The sequence below is a fragment of the Xanthobacter cornucopiae genome (genome assembly GCF_043195065.2).
Lineage (GTDB): Bacteria > Pseudomonadota > Alphaproteobacteria > Rhizobiales > Xanthobacteraceae > Xanthobacter.
Window position 1 is genome coordinate 1,917,594 of the sequence record NZ_CM195531.1, and the last position, 21,168, is coordinate 1,938,761.

The following is a 21,168-nucleotide window of genomic DNA, read 5'->3' on the forward strand; positions in this document are numbered from 1 at the left end:
GGGCAAACAATCACACTTCCAGCGGTGGGCCATCATGCGCATTCTCGTTCTCGGCAGCGGAGTGGTCGGCGTCACGTCCGCTTATTATCTGGCTCGCAAGGGCCATGAGGTGACGGTGCTCGATCGCCAGCCGGCGGCCGGCATGGAGACCTCCTTCGCCAATGCGGGTCAGGTCTCGCCCGGCTACTCGGCGCCCTGGGCGGCTCCCGGCATCCCGGTCAAGGCCCTGAAATGGCTCATGATGCACCATCGCCCCCTGGTGGTGTGGCCGAGCCTCGACCCCAAGCTCTATTTCTGGCTGGCGCGGATGCTGGCGAATTGCACCGAAGCTGCCTACCGCCGCAACAAGGCGCGCATGGTGCGCCTCGCCGAGTTCAGCCGCGACGCGCTGCGGGAGCTGCGCGCGGAAACCGGCATCACCTATGACGACCGCGCCAAAGGCACGCTTCAGCTGTTCCGCACCCAGAAGCAGCTCGACCACGTGGGCGACGACACCGTGGTGCTCGATGCCCACAACGTGCCTTACGAGGTGCTGGACGTGAACGGCTGCATCGCCGCCGAGCCGGCGCTGGGGCGGGTGCGCCACAAGTTCGTCGGCGGCCTGCGCCTGCCCGGCGACGAGACCGGAGACGCCCATCTGTTCACCCAGCGCCTCGCCGCCCTTGCCGCACGGGAGGGCGTGACCTTCCGCTATGGCGCCACCATCGAACGGCTGCTGCAGGAGGGCGACGGGTCCGGCGGCCGCGTCACCGGCGTCGCGCTCATGGGTGGAGAGGTTGTGACGGCGGACCTCTACGTGGTCGCCATGGGCAGCTACAGCCCGGCCCTGGTGAAGCCGCTGGGAATCGACCTGCCGATCTATCCGGTCAAGGGCTATTCGCTCACCCTGCCCATCACCCATCCCGAGGCGGCCCCCGAATCGACGGTGATGGACGAGACCTACAAGATCGCCATCACCCGTCTCGGCGATCGCATCCGCGTGGGCGGCACCGCCGAACTGGCCGGCTTCAACCTCGACCTGCGTGAGCCGCGCCGGGCGACGCTGGCGTTCTCGGTGGGCGACCTGTTCCCGGACGGGGGCGACATCGACAAGGCCACCTTCTGGACCGGGCTGCGCCCGATGACGCCCGATGGCACCCCCATCGTCGGCCCGACCCCCTATGCCAACCTGTTCACCAACACCGGGCATGGCACCCTGGGATGGACCATGGCGTGCGGTTCCGGCCGGGTGCTGGCGGACCTCATCGGCGGTCAGGCGCCGGACATCGCCTCCGACGACTTTGCCTTGTCCCGCTACGCGGCGGCGGCCTGACCGGCCGCGCGGCGTAGGGCCCAACGGGCGCATCGCCAGCGCAGGCCAGGTCAAGCCCGTGGGGTATCCGGCCGCCGCACGCGCCGCGCGGCGGGATCACATTGCCCGCGGCGCCGCGGGGCGTGCGCCGCCGTGGTCGGGCTCGGCAAAAGAGCCACCCAGCCCCATGCGATGCGGGCGGGCAGCTTCCGTCTCACGCGCGGTTGCGGCTGTCGGAGCGAAAGCCGAAGCCCTCGCCCCATTCCGTCGCGGCGGCCCCGGACTGCTCCAGTTCGATGGCGAAATCCACCGCGCGGGCGATGACCTGATCGACACGGTCGATGCCGCTGACCTGCGCGGACGGGTTCGGCGCCACCTCGGCCACCGGTTCGCCGGCCCGCAGGGCCCGCGGCGGACGGATCAGCCCCCTGAGGCGCCCATCGCAGGGCGCCAGCACCAGCGCCGTGCCCACCAGACCGATCATCTCCCCTTCGCGCACCCGCTCGCCTATGGCTTTCTCGCTGCGGAAAACGCCGTCGGCCGGCGCCCGCACCGCCAGTTCGTGGCGCGAGAACACGCGCGGCCCGCCGCACGCCGCCCCGGCCCGGACCACCGCGCCGGGGTCCAGGCCCCCCACCTCGATGACGAGATCGCAATCCGCGCCCGCGATGGCCCCAGGCCCCAGGACGATGACAAGCTCCCCCGGCGCACGATCACGATCGGGCTGCTCCCGGGCATCCACGACCACATCCCAGGGCCAGCGTCCCACCGCCTCCAGCGGATGGCCGAGAAGGGGAATGAACATGCCGCCGCCGAGGCCGGACACCAGCTCACTGTCGCGGGCCACGCGCCGCGCCTCCACCCCGCCCAAGGTGGCGGAACCGTCCCACCAGGCATCGGCGAAGGCCATCTTGCGACGCAGAACCGGCTCGGGGGCGCCCTGGTGCAGGGCGACAGCATGCCCGGACAGCAAGAGGGTCCGGGCGATGGCCGAGGCCAGCTCGTTCACCCCCTGAACCAGAACGCAGCTCTTGTCGGGCATATTCCGTCCCCTCCTGTCGGCCCCGGCAATCCGTCATGGTCGCCCGGTCCGTGACACCAGCCTGCCCTCTCGTCGCTGCGGCCTCCCCCGCGACGGCACAGCCGATGCGCCCGGGGCACCGCGTGCTGGGCGCTACGCGCCGGGGGCGCCGCGCTCCACCCCCCACCGAGGGGCGGCGCTCACCACACCCGCCCGCCGACGCGGAAGGGGCGGGCCGCTGCGACCCGACCCGCCCCCTGCTGCCTCAGGACATCCAGCTGCGGACCGCGCTCACACCATCGGCCCCGGCCTTCGACCGGCGCCAAGCGGGTCCGCACAAGCGTCGCGCGGGCTTGACCAAAGGCCCATGAGCAACGCTCACGGGCCTTTGGTATCAGGCGGTAAGCTCGGAGGCGGTCTTGCCGACCTGGCTCTCGTCCACGGCCTTCATGATGCCGTGCTCCATGAGCAGGTCTTCCAGCTCGTCCATGGTGATCGGGGTCGGGATGATACCGTTGCCCTTGTTGGCGTGAACCTTGGTCGCCAGATTGCGATAATGCTGGGCCTGCTCGCTGTCCGGGGCGTACTCCACCACAGTCATGCGACGCAGCTCCGCGTGCTGCACGATATTCGCGCGCGGCACGAAGTAGATCAGCTGGGTGCCGAGCTTCTTGGCCAGACTGTCGGCCAGTTCCCACTCCTTATCGGTCTGGCGCTCGTTGCACACCAGGCCGCCCAGGCGCACGCCGCCGGAATTGGCATACTTCAGGATGCCCTTGGAGATGTTGTTGGCCGCGTACATGGCCATCATCTCGCCGGACATGACGATGTAGATTTCCTGCGCCTTGTTCTCGCGGATGGGCATGGCGAAGCCGCCGCACACCACGTCGCCGAGCACGTCGTAGGACACGTAATCGATGCCCTCGTAGGCGCCGTTCTCCTCAAGGAAGTTGATGGAGGTGATGACGCCGCGGCCGGCGCAGCCGACGCCCGGCTCCGGGCCGCCCGACTCCACGCAGCGGATGTCCTCGAAGCCCACCTTCATCACGTCCTCAAGCTCGAGGTCTTCCACCGAGCCGGCGTTGGCGGCCAGCGACAGGATGGTGTCCTGGGCCTTGGCGTGCAGGATCAGGCGGGTCGAGTCGGCCTTCGGGTCGCAGCCGACGATGAGGATCTTGTGCCCCATCTGCGCCAGGGCGGCCAGGGTGTTCTGGGAGGTGGTGGACTTGCCGATGCCGCCCTTCCCATAGAAAGCGATCTGCCTCAGGCTCATGACTGTCTCCGGATCAAGAGCACCCGCCGCCACCGGCCACGCTGGCCGGAACTTCAAGGGCATCACACGACGAAATGCTGTCATCTGCTTGAGCAAGAGCAATGCCACTCCTCTGCCCGCCATCGAGCCCGAACGAAGCCGTCCGACGAATTTTGGAAAAAATACATTATTTTCATATCGTTATAAAATATAACGATATGACGTTGTGGTCATAGATAAGCGCTATGATCTTTTATTATATGTCGATGAACGAGCCACGGCGGCGTGCCGCCGATCTCCAACCCACCCTTTCATCATTGAAAAAAAGCGTTTCTCCTCCAACCCGGGCGGGTCGCACGACCAGGAGAGAACAGGGATGCCGCGCGACGGTCACGACGCCGCCAGCAGATCGGAGCCATGGCGGAAATGTCCGAAACCGAACATTGTAGTTACAAAGCGAACACAGAACGATTACAGAAACGCGAACTCGAAACGCCAGTGTCCGATATGCATTATGTATTAAATATATATGACGTAGCGCCACCATGCGTCCGGAACGGACCCGACGGGCATCCGGACGCACGCCGGGGCGGCGCGCCCGCCCCGCGCCACCGGCTGCCGGCCCTGCGGCATCCAGGCATATTCGCCATTCAGCACCCGGGGAAAATGCTCTAAAGTGTTCAGGCCTTTCGCGGAATCACGGGGACGCCGGGGCGGCGGCCGCAACCGCGCAGCGGAGGACGAGATGGGTTCCGCCACCAAGATCGACGCCATGCTCGCCCTGCGCTCAGAAGGACGCTTCCTGGTGGGCCGCGACCGCATCGCCATCCTCGAGGCGGTGGCGCAGCACGGCAGCATCACCGAGGCCGCGAAGGCGCTGGGCTTCAGCTACAAGACCGCATGGGACGCCGTGGCCGCCATCAACAACCTCATGCCGCGGCCGGTGCTGATCGCCAAGGCCGGCGGCAAGCGCGGCGGCGGCGCCACCTTGACCGAGGAAGGCCACCGCCTCATCGCCGCCTTCCGCCGTCTGGAGGAGAAGCTGGCGCGCATCTCCACCCTCATCGCCGAGGAAGGTCTGGACGGCCCCACCGACCTGCTGTTCTGGAGCGTGGCCATGAAGACCAGCGCCCGTAATGTGTTCCACTGCACCGTCACCGACGTGCGCCGTGCGCCGGTGAATGTGGAGGTGGTGCTGAAGGTGTCGGACGCCCATTCCATCGTCGCGGTGATCACCAACGACAGCGCCGACGATCTTGGCATCGCGGTCGGGCGGGAGGTGATGGCCCTGGTGAAGGCGTCCTTCGTCATGCTGACGCAGCCGGTGGCCAACCTCAAGCTGTCCACCGCGAACCTCATTCGCGGCAAGGTGCTGGAGCGCATCGACGGCGGCGTGAACAGCGAGATCGTGGTGGATCTCGGCGGAGGCAAGACGCTGACCTCCATCATCACCCGCTCCGGCGCCGACGAGATGGGACTGGAGCCGGGCGCCCCGGTCGACGCCTTCTTCAACACCTCCCACGTCATCCTCGCGGTGGATTGACGCCTCCGCGCCCTCGCCCGCCAGGGCAACCTCGCCCCCTCGCGAACAGGCCCGAACAGGCCCGAAAATATGTGCGGCGGACGACGCTTGCGCCGCCCGCCGCACATCCGAGGCCGGCCTGCGGCCAAACCCTGCGTTTGCATTCACGCCACCCGTAAATCCGGAACCGGAGAGCAAGGATCGCCCCGGATTCACGAATGGCGCCACGCCATCGACGCAGGGCCCGGTCAACCGACCCGGTCCCATCCCCGCAGGCCCCACGCCGGCATGACCCCGACCGCGGCGGATCGTCGGAGCCCGGCAACCGCGCGGTGGTCAGGCCGCGAGGTCGCCCACCAGCGCGTCGAACGCGGGGCGAGGAATACGGAAGAAGCCACGGCCATTGGCCAGCGTGCGATAGTATTGCGGAAGCCCCAGATACAGCCGATTGAACCACTCCCGCGCGGTCAAGCTGCCCGGCTTGGCATCGATCGTGAAAATCTCCGCACTGGGAAGAAAACGCACATGGATCAGGACGTCTTCCGACGGATTACCAAGAGCGATGGTCGGCTCGACAATCTGCGCATGGACAGTCATGGATCGGCTCCGGAAGGATTTTGACTTTTAGTTTTACGATGAACACCGTCATATATTTATTTTATATATCGCGTCAAGCAACGAATTCAGCGGAACCTTGGAACTCCCGGCATTGTGGAATGGACGCGCGCAATCGGAGTGCGGCAATTTTCAATGCTGCCGGCCGCGCCGCCACGGTGCCTTGAACCAGATCAAATTCTGACTGACTTTGCGGGACGATCCTCGATCCGGGATATCATTGTGATTGCACCTGCCGCTGAGACCGCGCGCGCCCATGCCTCCGGGCGGAGCCGACGCGTGCTGCTGGCCTGGGAACAGGGGCTGGGCTTCGGCCACACCACACGCCTGGCCCTCATCGCCAATGCCCTGCGGCAGGAGGGCCTCGACGTGGTGGCCGCCGTTCGCGACCGCTCTCTCGCCGCACCGCTCACCGAAGCGGGCGTACCGCTCCTCGCCGCGCCGGCCTGGGCCCGGCCGGCGCCACGGCCGGGGGACGACGTTGCGGCCTCGGCCACCCTCACCGATTCTCTGGCCCAGTTCGGCCTCCGCGATCCCGCCAGCGTGCGGCCGGCGCTCGCCGCCTGGCGCGCCCTTCTCGATCACGCGCGGCCAGACCTGGTGATCTGCGATTACGCGCCCCTTGCCACCCTGGCCGCGCGCGGCCGCGCGCCAGTGATGCAGGCCGCCAACGCCTTCTGCCTGCCGCCCGCCCATCTCGACGCCATGCCGCTGTTTCACACCTATGCGCCGCCCCGCCACCACGACGGCGAACTGCTCGCGACCTTGAACGGATGCCTGGAGGCCGAGGGGCTGGCGCCCATGGCGCGGATCGGCGACCTGTTCGGTGGCGAGGCGGCCTTCGTCGCCTCGTTCCCGCTGCTCGATCCCTTCGCGGATCTTCGGACCACCCCGGCCGAGGGCCCGCTGACCACCGCCCCACCCCGCGCGCCCGAGCCCGGCGCCACTGGTATCTTCTGCTATCTGCATCCCGACGTGGCAGGGCGCGCGGACGTGACGCGCGCGCTCCGCACCCTGGGCCCGCTCGCCGAAGCCTATATCCCGCTGATGCCCCCGGCCCTCGGGGAACGGCTGCGCGCGGCGGGCGTGCGGCTCCACGTCCGGCCGGTGGACATCGGGGAAACGCTGGCGCGGGTGCGCATGATCGTGCACCAGGGCAATGCCGGCGTCGCCTCCGATGCGCTCATCGCCGGCATCCCGCAATTCGCCATGGGACAGCATGTGGAGCACTACCTGAACGGACAGGCGCTGACGGCAGCCGGCGTCGGCCGTCACGTGCAGTTGTTCGATCCGGCCTATCAGCTCGACGCGGGCGAGATTCTCGCCGTCCTCGAAGACCAGGATATGGCGCTGGTGGCGGAGGCCGCCGGCCGCATGCACCGCGCTCACATGGCCTGCGCGCCCATGGACCAGTTGATCGCCCGCTGCCGCGCCTTGCTGTAGCGCCACCGAAGACGCGGACGGGGCCAAGGCCCTGCGGCGGGCGCGGCGAGGCGGGAACCTCCGCACGCCCCCGCGTCTCCCCCGCCGCCAGCCCTGAGGCATCGGATCTCCGCCATGACGACGACCGAGGCGCGGTTGGCGCATCCCTGAACGGAATGCAGGGCGCCAGCCAGGACTTCCCTGACATTCACCCGACGAGCCAGCCGCTCTGACGAGCCCGGCGGACCTTTCGATGCCGCGCCAGCGGGCCATGCGGAACGCACGGTCCGCTGGCGCGGCTTCGCCTCTGTGCGGATCGCCGTCTCGCGCCTCGAACCGGACCCGTCCGGCAAAGGGCGGCCCCATTGGCCTTGGCGACCAGCGCCAGGAATTACCCGGCCGGCGTTCTTTCAGGAGGGCAGCGCGAGCCCGGCCGCCGCGACCGGGCGTGGACCGCCACGTGGAATCCGCCTCGCCACCGACGGATCGCGTCTCGCCGGTTCGCCAGCACCCGCGACCGTCTCATGCCGATGGATCAGGCGCCCCTTACGCAGCGGCACATGCGGCCTTCCAGCCGGTGGCGAGCTTCGCCCGCCCCGCAGTCCACCCGCCAGCCCGGCCAGCAGGCGCCACGGGTGCGCCGGTTCCAGCACACCCGCCGCCTCGTCTCTCACCGCCGGCGGCCCCCTGGCGACACCGGACCGATGGACCTCGGCCCGCTAGCCGCCATAGCCATAGGGCGGCGGCGGGTCGGGCGGGCGCTCGATGGGGATGAGCACCTGGGCCTGCCCCTGCTGGGAGGCATCCCGCGCGATCTGGTCCGCCTCGCCTTCGAGGCGCGTATTGACCGAGCGACAGGTGACCGAGGCGAGATCCATCGTGGTCTGGCCCTGGGCTGGCCGCGCGCACGGGTGACCGGAAGCGGCGCCCACCTGGATGTCCGGCGTCGGCTGGCGCCGGCCGCCGGTCTGACCAGACTGGCTCCGGGTCTCGGCGATCAGGGCATCCATGTCGGCTTGCGGCACCCGGGCGGGGGCCGAAATGCCATCCGGCCCCACGTCCACCATGAAGCCCGGCCGGCGCAATTCCACCGTCTGGCCGCCCGGCCCCCTCACCGTGAGGGTGCCGAACTGGAGAATGGCGCGGGTGCGCCCGTCCCCCACCCGGAAGGCGGCCACCCCGCCGCGGATGCCGATGGTGGCCACCGGGGTCTTCACCACTGCGCCGCCGGTGTGGCTGGCGTTGCCGCCGACGAACCGAAGCGTGCCCCTGGCAAGGCTCAGGGCCATGCTGCCGGTGCCGGCAGCGGGATCATAGACGAACTCATCGATGAGCAGGTCGGATCGCGGACCGATGTTGAGCGTGGTCTTGTCCAGGAACACCACCTGGACCGAGCCGGAGTCCGACGTCTGCACCCGCTCGCGATGAACGATGGGCGCGCCCAGCTCCAGCACCCGGGTGCCGGAAGCGCCGACGCCGGTGGAGCGGGGATTGACGGCGGCGGCCGTGCCCACCGTCTGCTGGGCCAGGGGGGCATTCGCGGCGGCATCGGCGGCGGCGACGAGCGCCAGCGAAGCCACGGAGGCGAGGAGCCGTGCGGGCGTGCTGATTGGCATGGCTTAGCGCTCCTCAGAACCGCACGTTCGGGCCGAACGAGATGCTGAAATTGTTGAAATTGTAGTTGGGCAGGGAGGAGTCCGCCCAGCTGTACTGCACCTGGGTCAAAAGCCCGAACTGCTCCTGCACCGGCACGTCGAGCGCCAGGCCCACGCGATACTGGTTGTCGTCCCGGCTGGTGAAGACGGACACGAACGGATTCGGCGCGTCGAACGCATAGCGCGTGTAGCCGAACGAGGGGATCGCCACCCAGGGCTTCACCCCCCACAGGCCCTGGAATTCATAGGGCAGCGCGAGGTCCACGCTGAAGGTGTTGTAGGCGTACCACGGCAGCTCGGCGCTCGCGTCGTTATAGGCGAGGCGCGCCCGCCAGCGCAGGTCGTTGGTGATGCCGCCGAACAGGCTGGCGCCCACCGTCCACATCTCACCGCTCTGGAAGCCGGCGGTGGGATAGTCGAACGTGTCGCTGTAGTTGCGCTGGCGCAGCTCCACAAACGGCTCGACCCCGAGCTTCGCCACGGCCGGCCCCGGCTCCACACCGCCAAAATGGAACGGCAAATAGAGCGAAGCGCCCACGCCATAGGTGCCCAGATAAGAGGAACCGCCGAGATTGACGCCGCCGACGATGCCATAAACCCGCGCAGACGAGCCCGGCAGCGCATCTGGCAGCAACGCCAGGCGCGGACCGGAATTGAACTCGACAAAGCCCAGGTTCAACCGCTGAATGTCGAACTGCTGCGAATAATAGGCGCTGAGGTTGCTCTCCCACACATCGCCGCGCTGATTGCCGAAATCATACACATGACGGATGGAGGCGAGGCCGAAGACATTGCCATCCGCCTTCGACTGGTAGCTCGGCGGCAGCAGGGCGGCGACATCGTCGCCGACGACGATGCGGCTCGACGGCCCATAGGTGGCATTGGACTGGTAGCGCACGCCCGCCTGAGCGTACACGCTCCACTGATTGGTGGAGAGGCGGCGCTCGATCTCGATGAGATAGGCGGCGACGCTCTCGCGCTCGCCCGGCGCAAGATCCCCGGCGTTCGCGACCGAGGAAAAATAGCTGCGGGCGCTCTCATAGGCGCCGAGCCGGTAATAAAGCCGGCCAAGCTCCAGCCGCACATTGGCGAGGCGCGGATTGTAATAGAGCACGCGCTCATAGACGCCGATGGCGGCCTCATAATCGCCGCGCGCCACCGCAAGGCCTGCCACCCGATACGCCAGCGCCACATCCGACGGCTGACGCAGCGAGCGCAGGAACAGCGCGTCATACTCTTCGCCCGGGGTGGCCGCCTCGGCCGCATGTGCCACGCCGGCTGTTCCGCCGACGACGCCCAGCACACACGCCAGCGCGACGAGTGCCGCCGCCTGGCCTCCGCGCATGTGACGCGCCCTTTGACTGGAAGTCACACCCTGTCGTCGCGCGCGCCGACCCGCGCCCGCCTTTGTCTTCTCATAAACCAGCATAGCACTCTTCCAGCTATCGCTGGCAAGGCCCCGCCCCTTGCCTTCCGCCTCTCTTAGCATCCGAAGTTCCGTAAGGGGATTCGAAACAACTGGCCTTTTCCTGATTCCCGTCGCCTTCCCGATGTGGCCTGCATTTTTGCCACACTAAAGGAAAAATTAACTTATAATACTACCTCTATGCCCGGATTTGCAGCAACACTGCCGCTCACCGCTGCGGCACCTGCGGGCGGGCGGGGGGCGGGGAGGCGGCAACCGGCGCCCGGGCGGCGCGGACGGCGGCGGCGATGGTGCCGGCGAGCTGCTCGGCGAGGCATGCATAGCCGGTGTCGTTCATGTGAAAGCGATCCCAGGCGAACAGGCCCTTGAAGCTCTCCGGATCGTCGGACGCCCATTGCTTCATCATGGCATAGCGGCGCAGCAGCGGGGCCTTGCGCTCCACCGCGACCTCATCCACGGCGGCGACGAACCGCTCGTACTTGGCGACATCCAGAATCAGCGGAAAGTACTGCTGGTCGATGATCGTCGTCGCGACGTCGGCCTTGGCGGTGGCCTCCAGCCCCTGCCGCACCAGCGCGCGAAGGCGCTCCGGCGTGCCGCCGAAGATCACGTCGTTCGTGCCCACCTGCCACAGCACCAGATCCGGCTTGTCGCCCTGGGCCAGAAACGCGTCCAGCCGCTTCAGCGTCGCCGGCGCGCTCTCGCCGTTGAGACCGGCGTTGGTGATCTCGATGGTCCCCTCCCCCAGAGCCTCCACCAGACGCCGGGCCAGTTGCGCCGGATAGGTCATCTCCGGCCGCGACGCGCCCGCGCCCGCCGTGCTCGACGAGCCGATGGCCAGGATGCGCAGCACCTCGCCGCTGCGCACCCGCTCCACCGCCGGGGGAGACAGCACCAGGGCCGGCGTCGGCCGGCCGCTGCCGGGACAGGCCTGCATGGGAGTTGCCGCCAGGCATGCCCCCAACACGGCCGCCGCCCACAGGACGAGCGAGCGAAACCGCCGCCCGGCTGGCACCCGCGCCCGACGATCCGCTTCGATGCCGGGCCGAACCGTCCCCGCGCCATGGCGGAAACCCAATGACCGCACAGCCGCAGCCCCTGCAGCGATCCCATCCTGATCCAACGCGCGCCCCGCCTCTCACTGGTCGCAGCCACCACGCCGGCGCCTGCGCGCGACGCGCCGGAACACCCCAGCACCTCAGGGCAATCCTGAGATCGGGGCGTCCCTTGGGAATGCGTCATTATTGCCGCAAGACGGCGCGAGAATGAAGCCCCATGGCGCACCGGGTGCCGCCCCGCCGCCCGGACCGACGACAAGACCGGCCGCCGATCCTGAAGGCACAAGAAGCGCCATCGCCCCGCCCCTGGCGGCCCAAGGGGACATTCCCATGGCAAAGCTCCAGCCGATTCTCCTGCTGGTCGCGGCAAGACGGGGGCGGGCCGCGGCGTTCAGCCGACCGAGCGAAGAGAAATATTCTTATTTATTTACATATATTTGTCGCAGAACCACGGGAAACTATCCACACCCTTGCCGCAAACCTCGCCGGCTTCGCTTGACGAAACGCCGCCACCTGCCCTATCAGAGCGCTCTCGGCGGCGGCGCACACGATGCGGCGCTGGCCTGGGGGTGTAGCTCAGTTGGTTAGAGCGCCGGCCTGTCACGCCGGAGGTCGCGGGTTCGAGCCCCGTCACTCCCGCCACTTTCCAAGAATTCTATGCGTTGATAGCCAGATGTGGCGCCACACCGGGTGAGGCGTCGATCCGGGGGTGTAGCTCAGTTGGTTAGAGCGCCGGCCTGTCACGCCGGAGGTCGCGGGTTCGAGCCCCGTCACTCCCGCCACTTTCCCTGAACATCATCTGGTGATAGCCAAGTAGGATCTGGCATCTCCGTGTCGGAGATGAAACAGGTTCGCGCCCCTCCGGCAGCGCCCTCCATCCGCTAGTCATGTGTTTCCGCCCCCTGGGCAGCGCAGGTCAGCCCGCACGCAGGCCCGGGGTGATGCGCCAGCCGCGCTGGCAGGTCGCCGCCGATGGCGATGGCAGGTTCCCTCGTGGATTGACACGGCGCCATTGGCGGCCCGCTGGACGAGCAGCATCTCATCACGGTTTCACGGAAACGATCTGACGCCGCCCGGGCCCAGGGCAAGGCTCCCCCCAACCCAGATCAACCACTCCGGGCCGGCCGCGCGCATCCCGTCCTGAGCCGGCGGGAGCCAGCTCAGGATTCTTTGCGCTCAGGACCTCTCGGGGCTCAGGACCTCTTGCCCTTCGGCCGTCCGGCCGGCTGCCCTTCGGGCGCGTTCGGGCGCTCGCGTCCGGGCCGGCGCTCCGCGCTCGCCCGCCCTGCCGGCTTGGGCTCGCGCGGGCCCTCATGTCCGCTTCCGGGTCCGGCCTTGTCACGGAACGGCTTTGCCCGGGGGGATTTGTCCCGGAAGGACGTCTCGCGGGACGGCTTGTCCTGGGTGCGGGCCCAGCGTGGCACCGCGCTCCGCCCGGCACGTTCGGGCCGGCCCGCCGGGGGGCCGCCGGGGAGCCGCTCGATCACCACGTCGGAGCCATCGGGCTTGCGCACCGCCGCCGTGAAGTGATCGACCGCGGCGGCACCGACCTCGAACGCGGTTTCCTCATCCAGAATGCGGATGACGCCGATGTCCTCGCGCGTCACGTTCCCGCGCCGGCAGATCAGCGGCAGCAGCCAGCGCGGATCGGCATTGTTCCTGCGGCCGATGTTGAGGCGGAACCACGTCCCCTCACCGGCAGGCGAGGCGGCGCCGAAGCCCCGCTGGCCGCCTCGCTCCCGCGCGGCGCGCGGCTCCCCGGGATCGGCCACCTCCTCCGGCGCGGGCAGGCCGGCGCGATAGAGGCGCACCAGCGCCGCCACCAGATGCTCGGCCGAATGCTCCGCCAGCAGGGTGCGGGCGACGCCGGCCTCGTCCTCGCCCGGCTCCTCGCTCAGCAGCGGATCGCGCAACATGCGGTCATGATCGAGCTTGCGAATGTCATCGGCGGTGGGCGGCCCCGACCAGGCGGGAGTGACGCCCAGCCCGCGCAACATGTCCTCGGTGCGCCGCCGGCGGAACGACGGCACCAGAAGCACGCTCACGCCCTTGCGCCCCGCCCGTCCGGTGCGGCCGCTGCGGTGCTGCAGGCTCTCGGCGTCGTTGGGCAGATCGGCGTGAATGACCAGGCCGAGGCTCGGCAAATCGATGCCGCGCGCGGCCACGTCGGTGGCCACGCACACCCGCGCCCGGCCGTCCCGCAAGGCCTGAAGCGCGGCATTGCGCTCGTTCTGGCTGAGCTCGCCGGACAGGGCGACCGCCGAGAACTGCCGCTCCTGCAGCGTCGCATGCAGGTGGCGCACGCTTTCGCGGGTGTTGCAGAATACGATGGCGCTCGGCGTATCGTAGTAGCGCAGCACATTGACGACGGCGTGCTCCACCTCCTTCGGGACCACGCGGATGGCGCGATACTCGATGTCGGCATGGCCGCCCTCCGCGCTCGCCACCTCGATCCGCAGCGCCTCGCGCTGGTAGCGCTTGGCGAGCATGGTGATGCCGCGCGGCAGCGTCGCCGAGAACAGCAGGCTGCGCCGCTCCGGCGGAGTGGCGTCGAGAATGAACTGGAGATCCTCGCGGAAGCCGAGGTCGAGCATCTCATCGGCTTCGTCGAGCACCACCACCTTGATCGCGGAAACGTCCAGCCGCCCCCGCTCCAGATGATCCCGCAGGCGCCCCGGGGTGCCGACCACGATGTGGGCCCCGCGATTGAGCGCCCGCTGCTCCTGGCGCGGGTCCATGCCGCCGACACAGGACACGATGCGCGCGCCGGTCTCGGCATAGAGCCACTCGAACTCGCGCTGCACCTGCAAGGCCAGCTCACGGGTCGGCGCCACCACCAGCGCCGCCGGCACGGTCGGGGGCTCGAAATGGGTGTCGGCGCCAAGCAGCGTGTCGGCCATGGCGAGGCCATAGGCCACGGTCTTGCCGGAACCGGTCTGGGCGGAAACCAGGAGGTCGCGCCCGCAGGCCTCGGGCGCCAGCACGGCACCCTGCACTGGGGTCGGGTCGGTGTAGTCTCGCCCGGCCAGCGCGCGCGCAAGCGCCGGGTTTGTCGTCATGAAGGGCACGGGCTGTTCCGCCTATCTCACAATGTCGTCAGGCGTCGAACGGGAGCCATCGGAAGGGGTGGAGACGCATCCTTAACCGAGCCGCGCCCGTGATACCACGCCCTTCCCGAAATGATCCACGCCGCCCGCGCCCCCGGCGGGCGAGCGCCCCGCGCCTGGAAGGCCGGTCCGCACGCTCCGGGATGCGCGGGCCAGGGCCGACTTGACATAAGGGAAGCAGGTGGGGTGTGATCAAGCCATGAGCGCCTCGCCCCTGAATCATCGCCGTCCCTGCCCCATCGCAGGATAATCGCCCCGCGCTCGGATCATCGTGCCCCGAGTGCCGGGGGCATCCACCCTGCCGCCTCGTGGCAGCGGGCGTGTCGCGCGATTCTCGACATCCAGCCCCCCCTCTCGCCATCCGCCCGGCAGCGTTTGCCGGCGACGGAATACGGCCGCGTGGAACCGACATCACACCATGAGCAAACCGAACACATCCAAACGACTGCCTGCGATCATCATCGGCACGGCGGAGCATCACCGTCTCAGCGGGCTGGCCACGGCCGCGCTCGACCATTCCCCGGAGGTGGCGGAGGAACTGCTCGACGAGTTGGAGCGGGCCCGCGTCGTGGCCCCTGGCCGCGTTCCCGCCTCGACGGTACGGATGGGATCAACCGTGACCTACACCGCCGACGGCGGCACGCGCACCGTCACCCTGGTCTATCCGGCGGAAGCGGACATCGCCAACGGGCGTGTGTCGATCATGACGCCCATCGGCGCGGCGCTGATCGGGCTTTCGGAGGGCCAGTCGATCCCCTGGACGGCCCGCGACGGCCGGCGCAACGCGCTGACGGTGCTGAAGGTCGAGCCACCCCAGGGCTGACCCCGCCACGCACGGCCGCCAGCCCGGCGGACCGCCCGCGCCGAACACCGCGCGGCGCCGGCATTGACCCACAACCTGCGAGCGCCCCTTCCCGGCGCCCGCGCCGCTTCATGAAGGACGACGTGCCGGGGGTTCAGCCCCCGTTCAGGTCAGAGAAGAGAAAAGACGTGCCTCTCCCGCCGCAACCGCCGCCGTGCGCGCGGCGGGAGAGGTGGCTTTACCTTCATGAGGCTTGATCTTGACGCCCCTTCCCTTGTCTGCCCTGCTTGAAAGCCCTGCTTTTGCGGTCTTTGCACGCATAGTCCTGACCTTCATCTTCTGGAGCGCGGGCATCGGCATGGCCGTGGACTATGGCGACACCCTCCACACCATGGCGCGCTTTGGCCTCGATCCGGCGGCCGCATGGGCCCCGGCGGTCATCGCCACGCTCCTGGTGGGCTCGCTCCTGGTCATCGTCAACCGTCTGGCCTGGCTCGGATATGGAATCCTCGCCACCTTCACCGCCCTTTGCATTCCCATCGCCCACGCGTTCTGGACCATGGCCGGCGAGGCGCGCATCGCCCATTTCCACGTGGCGGTGGAGCACATCAGCCTGATCGGCGGCCTCATGGCGGGCGCCATCGTCAATCACCGGCTCGCCAGGCACGGCTGAGCACGAAGCGCACCGGAAACGCTCGGACACGTTCGTGCAAACAATTGAACCGGCGCGGTCTCATCCTGGACACCGCGGGGGACGACCATCCGCCCATCACGTTACCTCAACGGCATGGGCCTCTCGATGTCTCCCGCTCACTCCTGCGACGCTCTTCCCAACCCGCGGCGCCGGACCCTGGTCCGGCTCTGGCCGCTGGCTCTCGGCGCGCTGCTGCTGGCGGCGGCGCTCCAGGGCTGGCGCCACCTGCCGCCCACCTGGCGCATCCAGCTGGATCATGAAGCAGTATCGTTCCTCACCGACGCGCCGGTGCTGCTGCTGGGCGACAGCATCACCTATGCCAACGGCCCGCTGGCCTTGTGCGACGCGGCGGTGTTCAACGCGGCGGTGCCCGGCGCCCGGCTGAAAGACGTGCTGAGCCAGGGGCCGCGACTGGCGGAACGGGTACAGCCCACCCAAATCGTGGTCGCCATCGGCGTGAACGACGCCATCATGCCCCACGGCAGCATCGAGGACTGGAGCGCGCAATATCGGAGCCTGGTGACGGCGCTCCCGGCCAGCGACCTCGTCCTGGTGGAGATCAATCCGGTGGACGCGCGCTTTCCGCTGGTCGCCCGCTCCTTCGATCAGGACTTCATCGCCAGGCAGAACAGGGTCATCCGCGAGACGGCGGCCCGCTCCGGGGCGCGGCTGGTGCCGGCACCAGCCGCCGCCGAAACCTTCGACGGCCTTCATCCCGATCACGCGGGCGCCGCTCTCTGGCGTGCCCGCCTCACCCGCGAAGCCTGCGGCCGCTAGCGCCCGCGCTCCCGCGCGCGTCAGAGCGCCCCGCCAAGCCCCGAAAAGCGGTAGTTCAGGGTCATCGCCACCAGATCCAGACTCAGCCCGCCGGGTGCAAGGCTCACCCCCGCCAGCGACGGCGGCGCGCTGGTGGTGAAGGCCGACGAGCCGCCGACATCGACATGCCTGTAGTCCAGCCCCACCGACAGATTCGGCAGCAGCGCGTATTCGACGCCGCCGCCGAGGGTCCAGCCCGTATTGGTGCTGTCGTGCCGGAGAATCTGGCTCACGAAATTGTAATTGTTGAACATATCGGTTTGACGATCGAACGCGAGGCCACCCCGGGCATAGACCAGCGCCCGATCGAATGCATAGCCGATCCGGCCGGTCACGGTGCCGAGCGCATTCACCCGGCTGCCACAATCGAAGCCGGACAACGCCCCCGCCGCAGCGGTGGAAAAACAGGTGTTGGTGCCGACCACATTGGCCCAGGCGGCTGAAGCCTCCACGCCGAGAACGAACGAACCCAGCTGGTAATCGGCGCCGAGCTGCCCCCCCGCCATCACCCCGCCGAGGTCCACCGCATCGCCGGACACCGGGGTCGGGAACGGCGAGGCATAGGTGGAGCGGGCCTTGCCGCCGCCCAGCGCCGCGCCGACGTAAACGCCGGTCCAATCCACCGGCTCCGCCGGTACCGCCTCGGCGCTACCCGCCGGGGTGGGAGTGTCGCCGAACCGGTAGGACGCCTGCAGGAAGGCGCCGTAGCGCTCCGCATAGAAGGTCATGGGCGAGCGGAACTCGACCAGAGGAAACTGCGTCGATGCGGTGTCGGTCGCGAAATACCAGTAGCGGCCGCCGATCCCCACATCCAGCCGGTCGGTGACGGCATAGCTCAGCACCGCCTCCAGCTGGGTGCCCCAGCCGCGCCCGCTCTCCACCTGGGGGTTGATGTCGGACCGGAACCAGTGGTTGTCGGCGCTCGCCCGCGTCGCATAGGGCAAGTAGGCGGCGTCGAGCTCCAGCCGCAGCCGCTCCGACAGGTTCAACCGCGCATTGAGGCCAACGGCCAGCCCCTGCCAGGTCTCGGTCTCGCTGAGACCGAGAGAGCCGAGCAGGGCGGGAAGCTCCGCAGCCTGCTGACGGCCGCAGGTGGTGTCCGCAGCCAGCTGGCGGCATCCGAAGCCGTTCACGCTCTGGTACAGCGCCCGATAGCCGACGAACGCGCCGAGGGTGCCGCCCCCCTGGCTCGAACCTTGGCGCACCAGCTCATAGCCGAGGTCGAGGGCGCCATAGGCCAGCTGCCCGTCGCGCAGCGCGCTCAGGGTATTGGAATACGTGACCTCGGACGGAAAATCCTCGTCGTAGAGATCGCCGCCGGCAAGCGTGCCAAGGCCGGCATAACCCTTCAGGAACAGCCCGTCCTGGTTCTCGAAGCGGAAGAAGGTCTCCAGCGCTTGCCCGTTGGTATTCTGGTAGATCAGGCGCGAGTTGAGGCGATCGGGCCGGAACGGGTCCATCAGGTCCTTTTGCATGCGCCCGCTGCTGGCGAAATAGCGCGCGCCGACCTCGGCGCTCCAGCCGGCCGGCAAATCGGAGGCCTTCACCGCCGCCGCAACCGGCGCGCCATCGGTGCCGAAGCGATAGTTGACACCCATGCGGACGACATCCAGCCGCTGCTTGAAACGCGCCGTCGCGGTCTCGCCCCAGCCCGAATAGGCCAGGCTCTGGGTGCCGAAGTCGTAATAATCGTATTCGAGAAAAGCTGACAGGCTCCGGGTAAGTGCATATTCCACGCCGCTGCCGACCATCCAGCCCCAGCGGGTGCCGGCGCTGGTGAGATGCCGGATATCGGTGGTGGGAAACGCCGCGCCCGCAGCCGTGGCCCAGGCCGCGCCCGCCTTGCCGTACAGCAGCAGGTCGCCCCAGCTCTGCCCGAGCCGGCCGGACAGGGCGCCGAGGGAGCTCACCGCATTCTGGCAGGCATAGCTGCTTGACAGCCAGGACTGGCCGGCGATGCATTTGGCATGGCTGCTCAGGTCGGCGACGCTGGCGGAAACCTCAAGGCCCGCCACCCACGCCCCCACCTGGGCATTGACCCCCAACTGGCCGCCGCCGAGAAGGCCCATGGCCGTACCGGACCCGGGGAAGTTTCCCCCAGCCGCCGCCGCGGCGAACGCGCCGGTGCCCGAGGTCCATTCATCCCGTCCGAACGCACCGCCGGCATGGGCGCCAAGGTAGAAGCCGCGCCAGTCGCGGCCCGGCGCCGGCAGGCTCGGCCCGGTGCCGGGCAGCGGCCCGCCGAACGGCCGCCAGTTGAGGCCCAGCTTCACCATCTGCGCCGATTGGGACACCGCCGGCGCGGAGGCCAGCGCGCCGTTCGCGAGCGCCACATCGTCGGTGCCGAAGTCGAGATAGGCATATTCCGCCTTGGCCGACAGCTCAGGCGTGAGCCCGATCTCGACGCCGCCCCCGGCGGTCCATCCCGTCCTGAAAGCAGAGCCTGTGAACTGGCCGGAAAAGCCGGTGCCGCTCACCGTGCTGCTGGTGTTGGCAAAAGCCGCGCCCGCCTTGCCATAGAGCAGCACATTGTCGAACACATAGCCCAGGCGGCCGGTCAGAGTCGCCAGCACATCGGTGTCGGCGGTGCAGATGGACACCCATTCACGCAGGCAGCGCGCCCGGGAGAACAGGAAGCCCGACCCCAGGTCGCCCTCCACGCCCAGGACATAGGACCCGATCTGATAATTATAGCCGGCCTGGACGCCGACCACGGCCGCTGCGGCGGACCCGAGGCCGGCCGCGGAGCCGGGGGGATGGGGGCTCAGCAGGCCGGTGGCCGGCCCCCACCGAGTATCGACGCTCCCGGCACCCACGTAGCTGCCCAGATAGAAACCGGTCCAGCTCGCCGGCGCGGCGTCGCTCGCTCCCGACGCCAGCCGGGGCGGCAGATCCGCCGCCCCGGCTGGCGCGACGGTGATCGCCAGGGCGGAAACCGATGCCAACAGAAATCCGCGCGCCACCATCACTCCCCGCCCGCTCCCGAATCTCCAGCCGCGGCGGAGTGTGCCGATTTGCCAATGCCGAGAAAAGGGTGAGCTTAACCTTCCATTAAACATTTCCGGCGTCCGGCCGGACGCGCCGGACGCGGCCACGAAGACCCCCCCGCGACACGCCCGAGCGGCTTGGGCACCCTTGCGGGCTCGACCGCCCTGAACCAAAGTTGCTTTGAGCCCGAAACCTTGGGTGCCCGTAACCTTGGGCCTTGGAGGCGCCCGGCCGTTCAGGAGCCGCGTGTCGCGCCGACCAGCAGCCGCGCGCGGCCACGCACGCGAAGGGTCTTGAGCACCGCCAGGACCGGGCGCTCGACAGTCGCCAGGAAGGCGCCCGCCAACACCGCCGTGGCCGCCGCCACCCCCGCGAACAGCCCCAGCAGCGCCAGCGGAGACAGCGGGTGGAAGGCGACGAATATCCATGACGCCGGCGCCACGATCAGCGGCACATGCACCAGATAGATGGGGAAGGACAACGCGCCCAGCCGCTGCATGGCCGGCCTCTCCAGGGTGCCGCGCAGCCACGGCGTGGTCAGCACCGCCAGCATCAGCAGCACGGCCCCCGCCTGCCTGAAGCCCTCGCCGCCGAGTTGGGATTGCAGCGCCGCCAGCAGGCCGGGGCCGTCCGTATGTCCGGGATAGGTGGCGCCGAGCACCAGCCCGGCGATCCCCAGCATCGCCCCCGTCACCGGCAGGTCACGCAACCGATGGCGCTGCTCGAAGATCAGCGCGCCGCCGCAGAAGGCGGCGAAGGAGAACAGCCCGGACAGGGCGAAGCCGACCAGGCCGACCGTCAGCGCCGGCGTGCGCCACCGCCCCTTGAACACCGCATAGGCGCCGTAGATCAGCAGCGACCCGAGCAACTCCGTCTGCATGGTCCACAGGGGATTGTTGAAGCGGGTGGTGCCGTTCAGGAACACGCCGATGCCGCCCTCGAAGATCGCCTGCGACAGGGGCGGAATGGGCGGCTGGTAGGTCCAGCGAAACCAGGAGCTGCCGGTGAGGGCCTGGGCACCGCGCGCCGCGTCCGGAAACCCCTCGAGCCACGCCCATGCGATCACCGACGACACCAGCGCCGGCACCGCCAGCCGGAAATAGCGCAGGCCGATCAGCAGCGGCGCCTCGCGCAGCGTGCGGGGGCTGGACGCCGCCAGCACGAAACCGCTGAGCGCAAAGAACACCGCCACGGCAAAATGCCCGTTCCACAGCACCGCCACCGGCGTATCGAACAGGCCGAAGCCGCCGCGCGCGCGGTCCATGAACGGCCCCGGCGTGAAGGCATAGAAGAAATGAAACACCACCACGGCGCAGGCCGCCACGCCCCGCAGTCCGTCGAGACAGGTGACGCGGGTCGCCGCTGATGGCGCGGCGGCGGGCGCCGGGGACGGAACGGAAGTCATGCAGCCTGCGAACGATCCGGACGACTCGAGGGACAGACAGGATATTTTCGGAAGCCGCCCCATCGCAAGCATGCACGGACCCCGTCGCGGCGCC

Annotated in this window: 15 protein-coding genes and 2 tRNA genes; 8 read left to right on the plus strand and 9 right to left on the minus strand. The window is 68.9% G+C overall.

The features are described from left to right. Nucleotides 1–34: 34 nt before the first annotated feature. Nucleotides 35–1,312 (plus strand): D-amino acid dehydrogenase, encoded by a 1,278-nt coding sequence (locus V5F53_RS08540; RefSeq protein ID WP_393997180.1) that lies wholly within the window; start codon nucleotides 35–37, stop codon nucleotides 1,310–1,312. A gap of 193 nt (nucleotides 1,313–1,505) precedes the next feature. On the opposite strand, the gene V5F53_RS08545 is transcribed toward V5F53_RS08540, so the two are convergent. Together V5F53_RS08545 and nifH are read right to left on the minus strand one after the other, a co-directional pair. Beyond that, nucleotides 1,506–2,333 (minus strand): hypothetical protein, encoded by an 828-nt coding sequence (locus V5F53_RS08545; RefSeq protein WP_393997181.1) that lies wholly within the window; start codon nucleotides 2,331–2,333, stop codon nucleotides 1,506–1,508. A 373-nt stretch (nucleotides 2,334–2,706) separates the two neighbouring features. Further along, nucleotides 2,707–3,585, minus strand: coding sequence for a nitrogenase iron protein (nifH, locus tag V5F53_RS08550; protein ID WP_393997182.1), 879 nt, complete (start codon nucleotides 3,583–3,585; stop codon nucleotides 2,707–2,709). Between the two features lie 724 nt (nucleotides 3,586–4,309). Here nifH and V5F53_RS08555 point away from each other — a divergent pair. Continuing rightward, nucleotides 4,310–5,107 carry a TOBE domain-containing protein gene (locus tag V5F53_RS08555; RefSeq protein ID WP_393997183.1) on the plus strand — a complete coding sequence of 266 codons (798 nt, stop codon included), beginning with the start codon at nucleotides 4,310–4,312 and terminating at the stop codon, nucleotides 5,105–5,107. A gap of 315 nt (nucleotides 5,108–5,422) precedes the next feature. Here the strand turns inward: V5F53_RS08555 and V5F53_RS08560 are convergent, their stop codons facing one another. Beyond that, the gene (locus V5F53_RS08560; RefSeq protein WP_393997184.1) at nucleotides 5,423–5,683 is read right to left on the minus strand and encodes a hypothetical protein; all 261 of its coding nucleotides are present in this window, start codon (nucleotides 5,681–5,683) and stop codon (nucleotides 5,423–5,425) included. Nucleotides 5,684–5,923: 240 nt separating this feature from the next. Here V5F53_RS08560 and V5F53_RS08565 point away from each other — a divergent pair, with 240 nt between their 5' ends. Next, a complete protein-coding gene (locus V5F53_RS08565; protein WP_393997185.1) occupies nucleotides 5,924–7,144 on the plus strand; it encodes a nucleotide disphospho-sugar-binding domain-containing protein in 1,221 nt (406 codons plus the stop codon). A gap of 698 nt (nucleotides 7,145–7,842) precedes the next feature. On the opposite strand, the gene V5F53_RS08570 is transcribed toward V5F53_RS08565, so the two are convergent. The 3 genes from V5F53_RS08570 to V5F53_RS08580 all read right to left on the minus strand — a co-directional run bounded on the left by V5F53_RS08570 (nucleotide 7,843) and on the right by V5F53_RS08580 (nucleotide 11,141). Continuing rightward, nucleotides 7,843–8,739: a FecR family protein gene (locus V5F53_RS08570; RefSeq protein WP_393997186.1), complete on the minus strand. Its 897-nt coding sequence runs from the start codon at nucleotides 8,737–8,739 to the stop codon at nucleotides 7,843–7,845. Between the two features lie 13 nt (nucleotides 8,740–8,752). Continuing rightward, entirely contained in the window at nucleotides 8,753–10,123 is a 1,371-nt protein-coding gene (locus V5F53_RS08575; protein WP_393997187.1) for a tetratricopeptide repeat protein, read from the minus strand. 289 nt (nucleotides 10,124–10,412) lie between these two features. After that, nucleotides 10,413–11,141, minus strand: coding sequence for an SGNH/GDSL hydrolase family protein (locus V5F53_RS08580; RefSeq protein WP_393997188.1), 729 nt, complete (start codon nucleotides 11,139–11,141; stop codon nucleotides 10,413–10,415). A gap of 686 nt (nucleotides 11,142–11,827) precedes the next feature. On the opposite strand from V5F53_RS08580, the gene V5F53_RS08585 reads away from it, so the two are divergent. Both V5F53_RS08585 and V5F53_RS08590 read left to right on the plus strand, forming a co-directional pair. After that, nucleotides 11,828–11,904 (plus strand) — tRNA-Asp (locus tag V5F53_RS08585). A 63-nt stretch (nucleotides 11,905–11,967) separates the two neighbouring features. Then, nucleotides 11,968–12,044: transfer RNA gene (locus tag V5F53_RS08590), tRNA-Asp, on the plus strand. A gap of 411 nt (nucleotides 12,045–12,455) precedes the next feature. Here the strand turns inward: V5F53_RS08590 and V5F53_RS08595 are convergent. After that, nucleotides 12,456–14,321 (minus strand): DEAD/DEAH box helicase, encoded by a 1,866-nt coding sequence (locus V5F53_RS08595; RefSeq protein WP_393997198.1) that lies wholly within the window; start codon nucleotides 14,319–14,321, stop codon nucleotides 12,456–12,458. A 466-nt stretch (nucleotides 14,322–14,787) separates the two neighbouring features. On the opposite strand from V5F53_RS08595, the gene rnk reads away from it, so the two are divergent. The 3 genes from rnk (at nucleotide 14,788) to V5F53_RS08610 (ending at nucleotide 16,642) form a co-directional block, all read left to right on the plus strand. Beyond that, entirely contained in the window at nucleotides 14,788–15,192 is a 405-nt protein-coding gene (rnk, locus tag V5F53_RS08600) for a nucleoside diphosphate kinase regulator (protein WP_393997189.1), read from the plus strand. A 238-nt stretch (nucleotides 15,193–15,430) separates the two neighbouring features. Then, nucleotides 15,431–15,844 (plus strand): DoxX family protein, encoded by a 414-nt coding sequence (locus V5F53_RS08605; RefSeq protein WP_393997190.1) that lies wholly within the window; start codon nucleotides 15,431–15,433, stop codon nucleotides 15,842–15,844. A gap of 126 nt (nucleotides 15,845–15,970) precedes the next feature. After that, the gene (locus tag V5F53_RS08610; protein ID WP_393997191.1) at nucleotides 15,971–16,642 is read left to right on the plus strand and encodes an SGNH/GDSL hydrolase family protein; all 672 of its coding nucleotides are present in this window, start codon (nucleotides 15,971–15,973) and stop codon (nucleotides 16,640–16,642) included. A 20-nt stretch (nucleotides 16,643–16,662) separates the two neighbouring features. Here the strand turns inward: V5F53_RS08610 and V5F53_RS08615 are convergent, their stop codons facing one another. Further along, nucleotides 16,663–19,626, minus strand: coding sequence for an outer membrane protein (locus V5F53_RS08615; RefSeq protein WP_393997192.1), 2,964 nt, complete (start codon nucleotides 19,624–19,626; stop codon nucleotides 16,663–16,665). A gap of 278 nt (nucleotides 19,627–19,904) precedes the next feature. Further along, entirely contained in the window at nucleotides 19,905–21,074 is a 1,170-nt protein-coding gene (locus tag V5F53_RS08620; RefSeq protein WP_393997193.1) for an acyltransferase family protein, read from the minus strand. Nucleotides 21,075–21,168 lie beyond the last annotated feature (94 nt).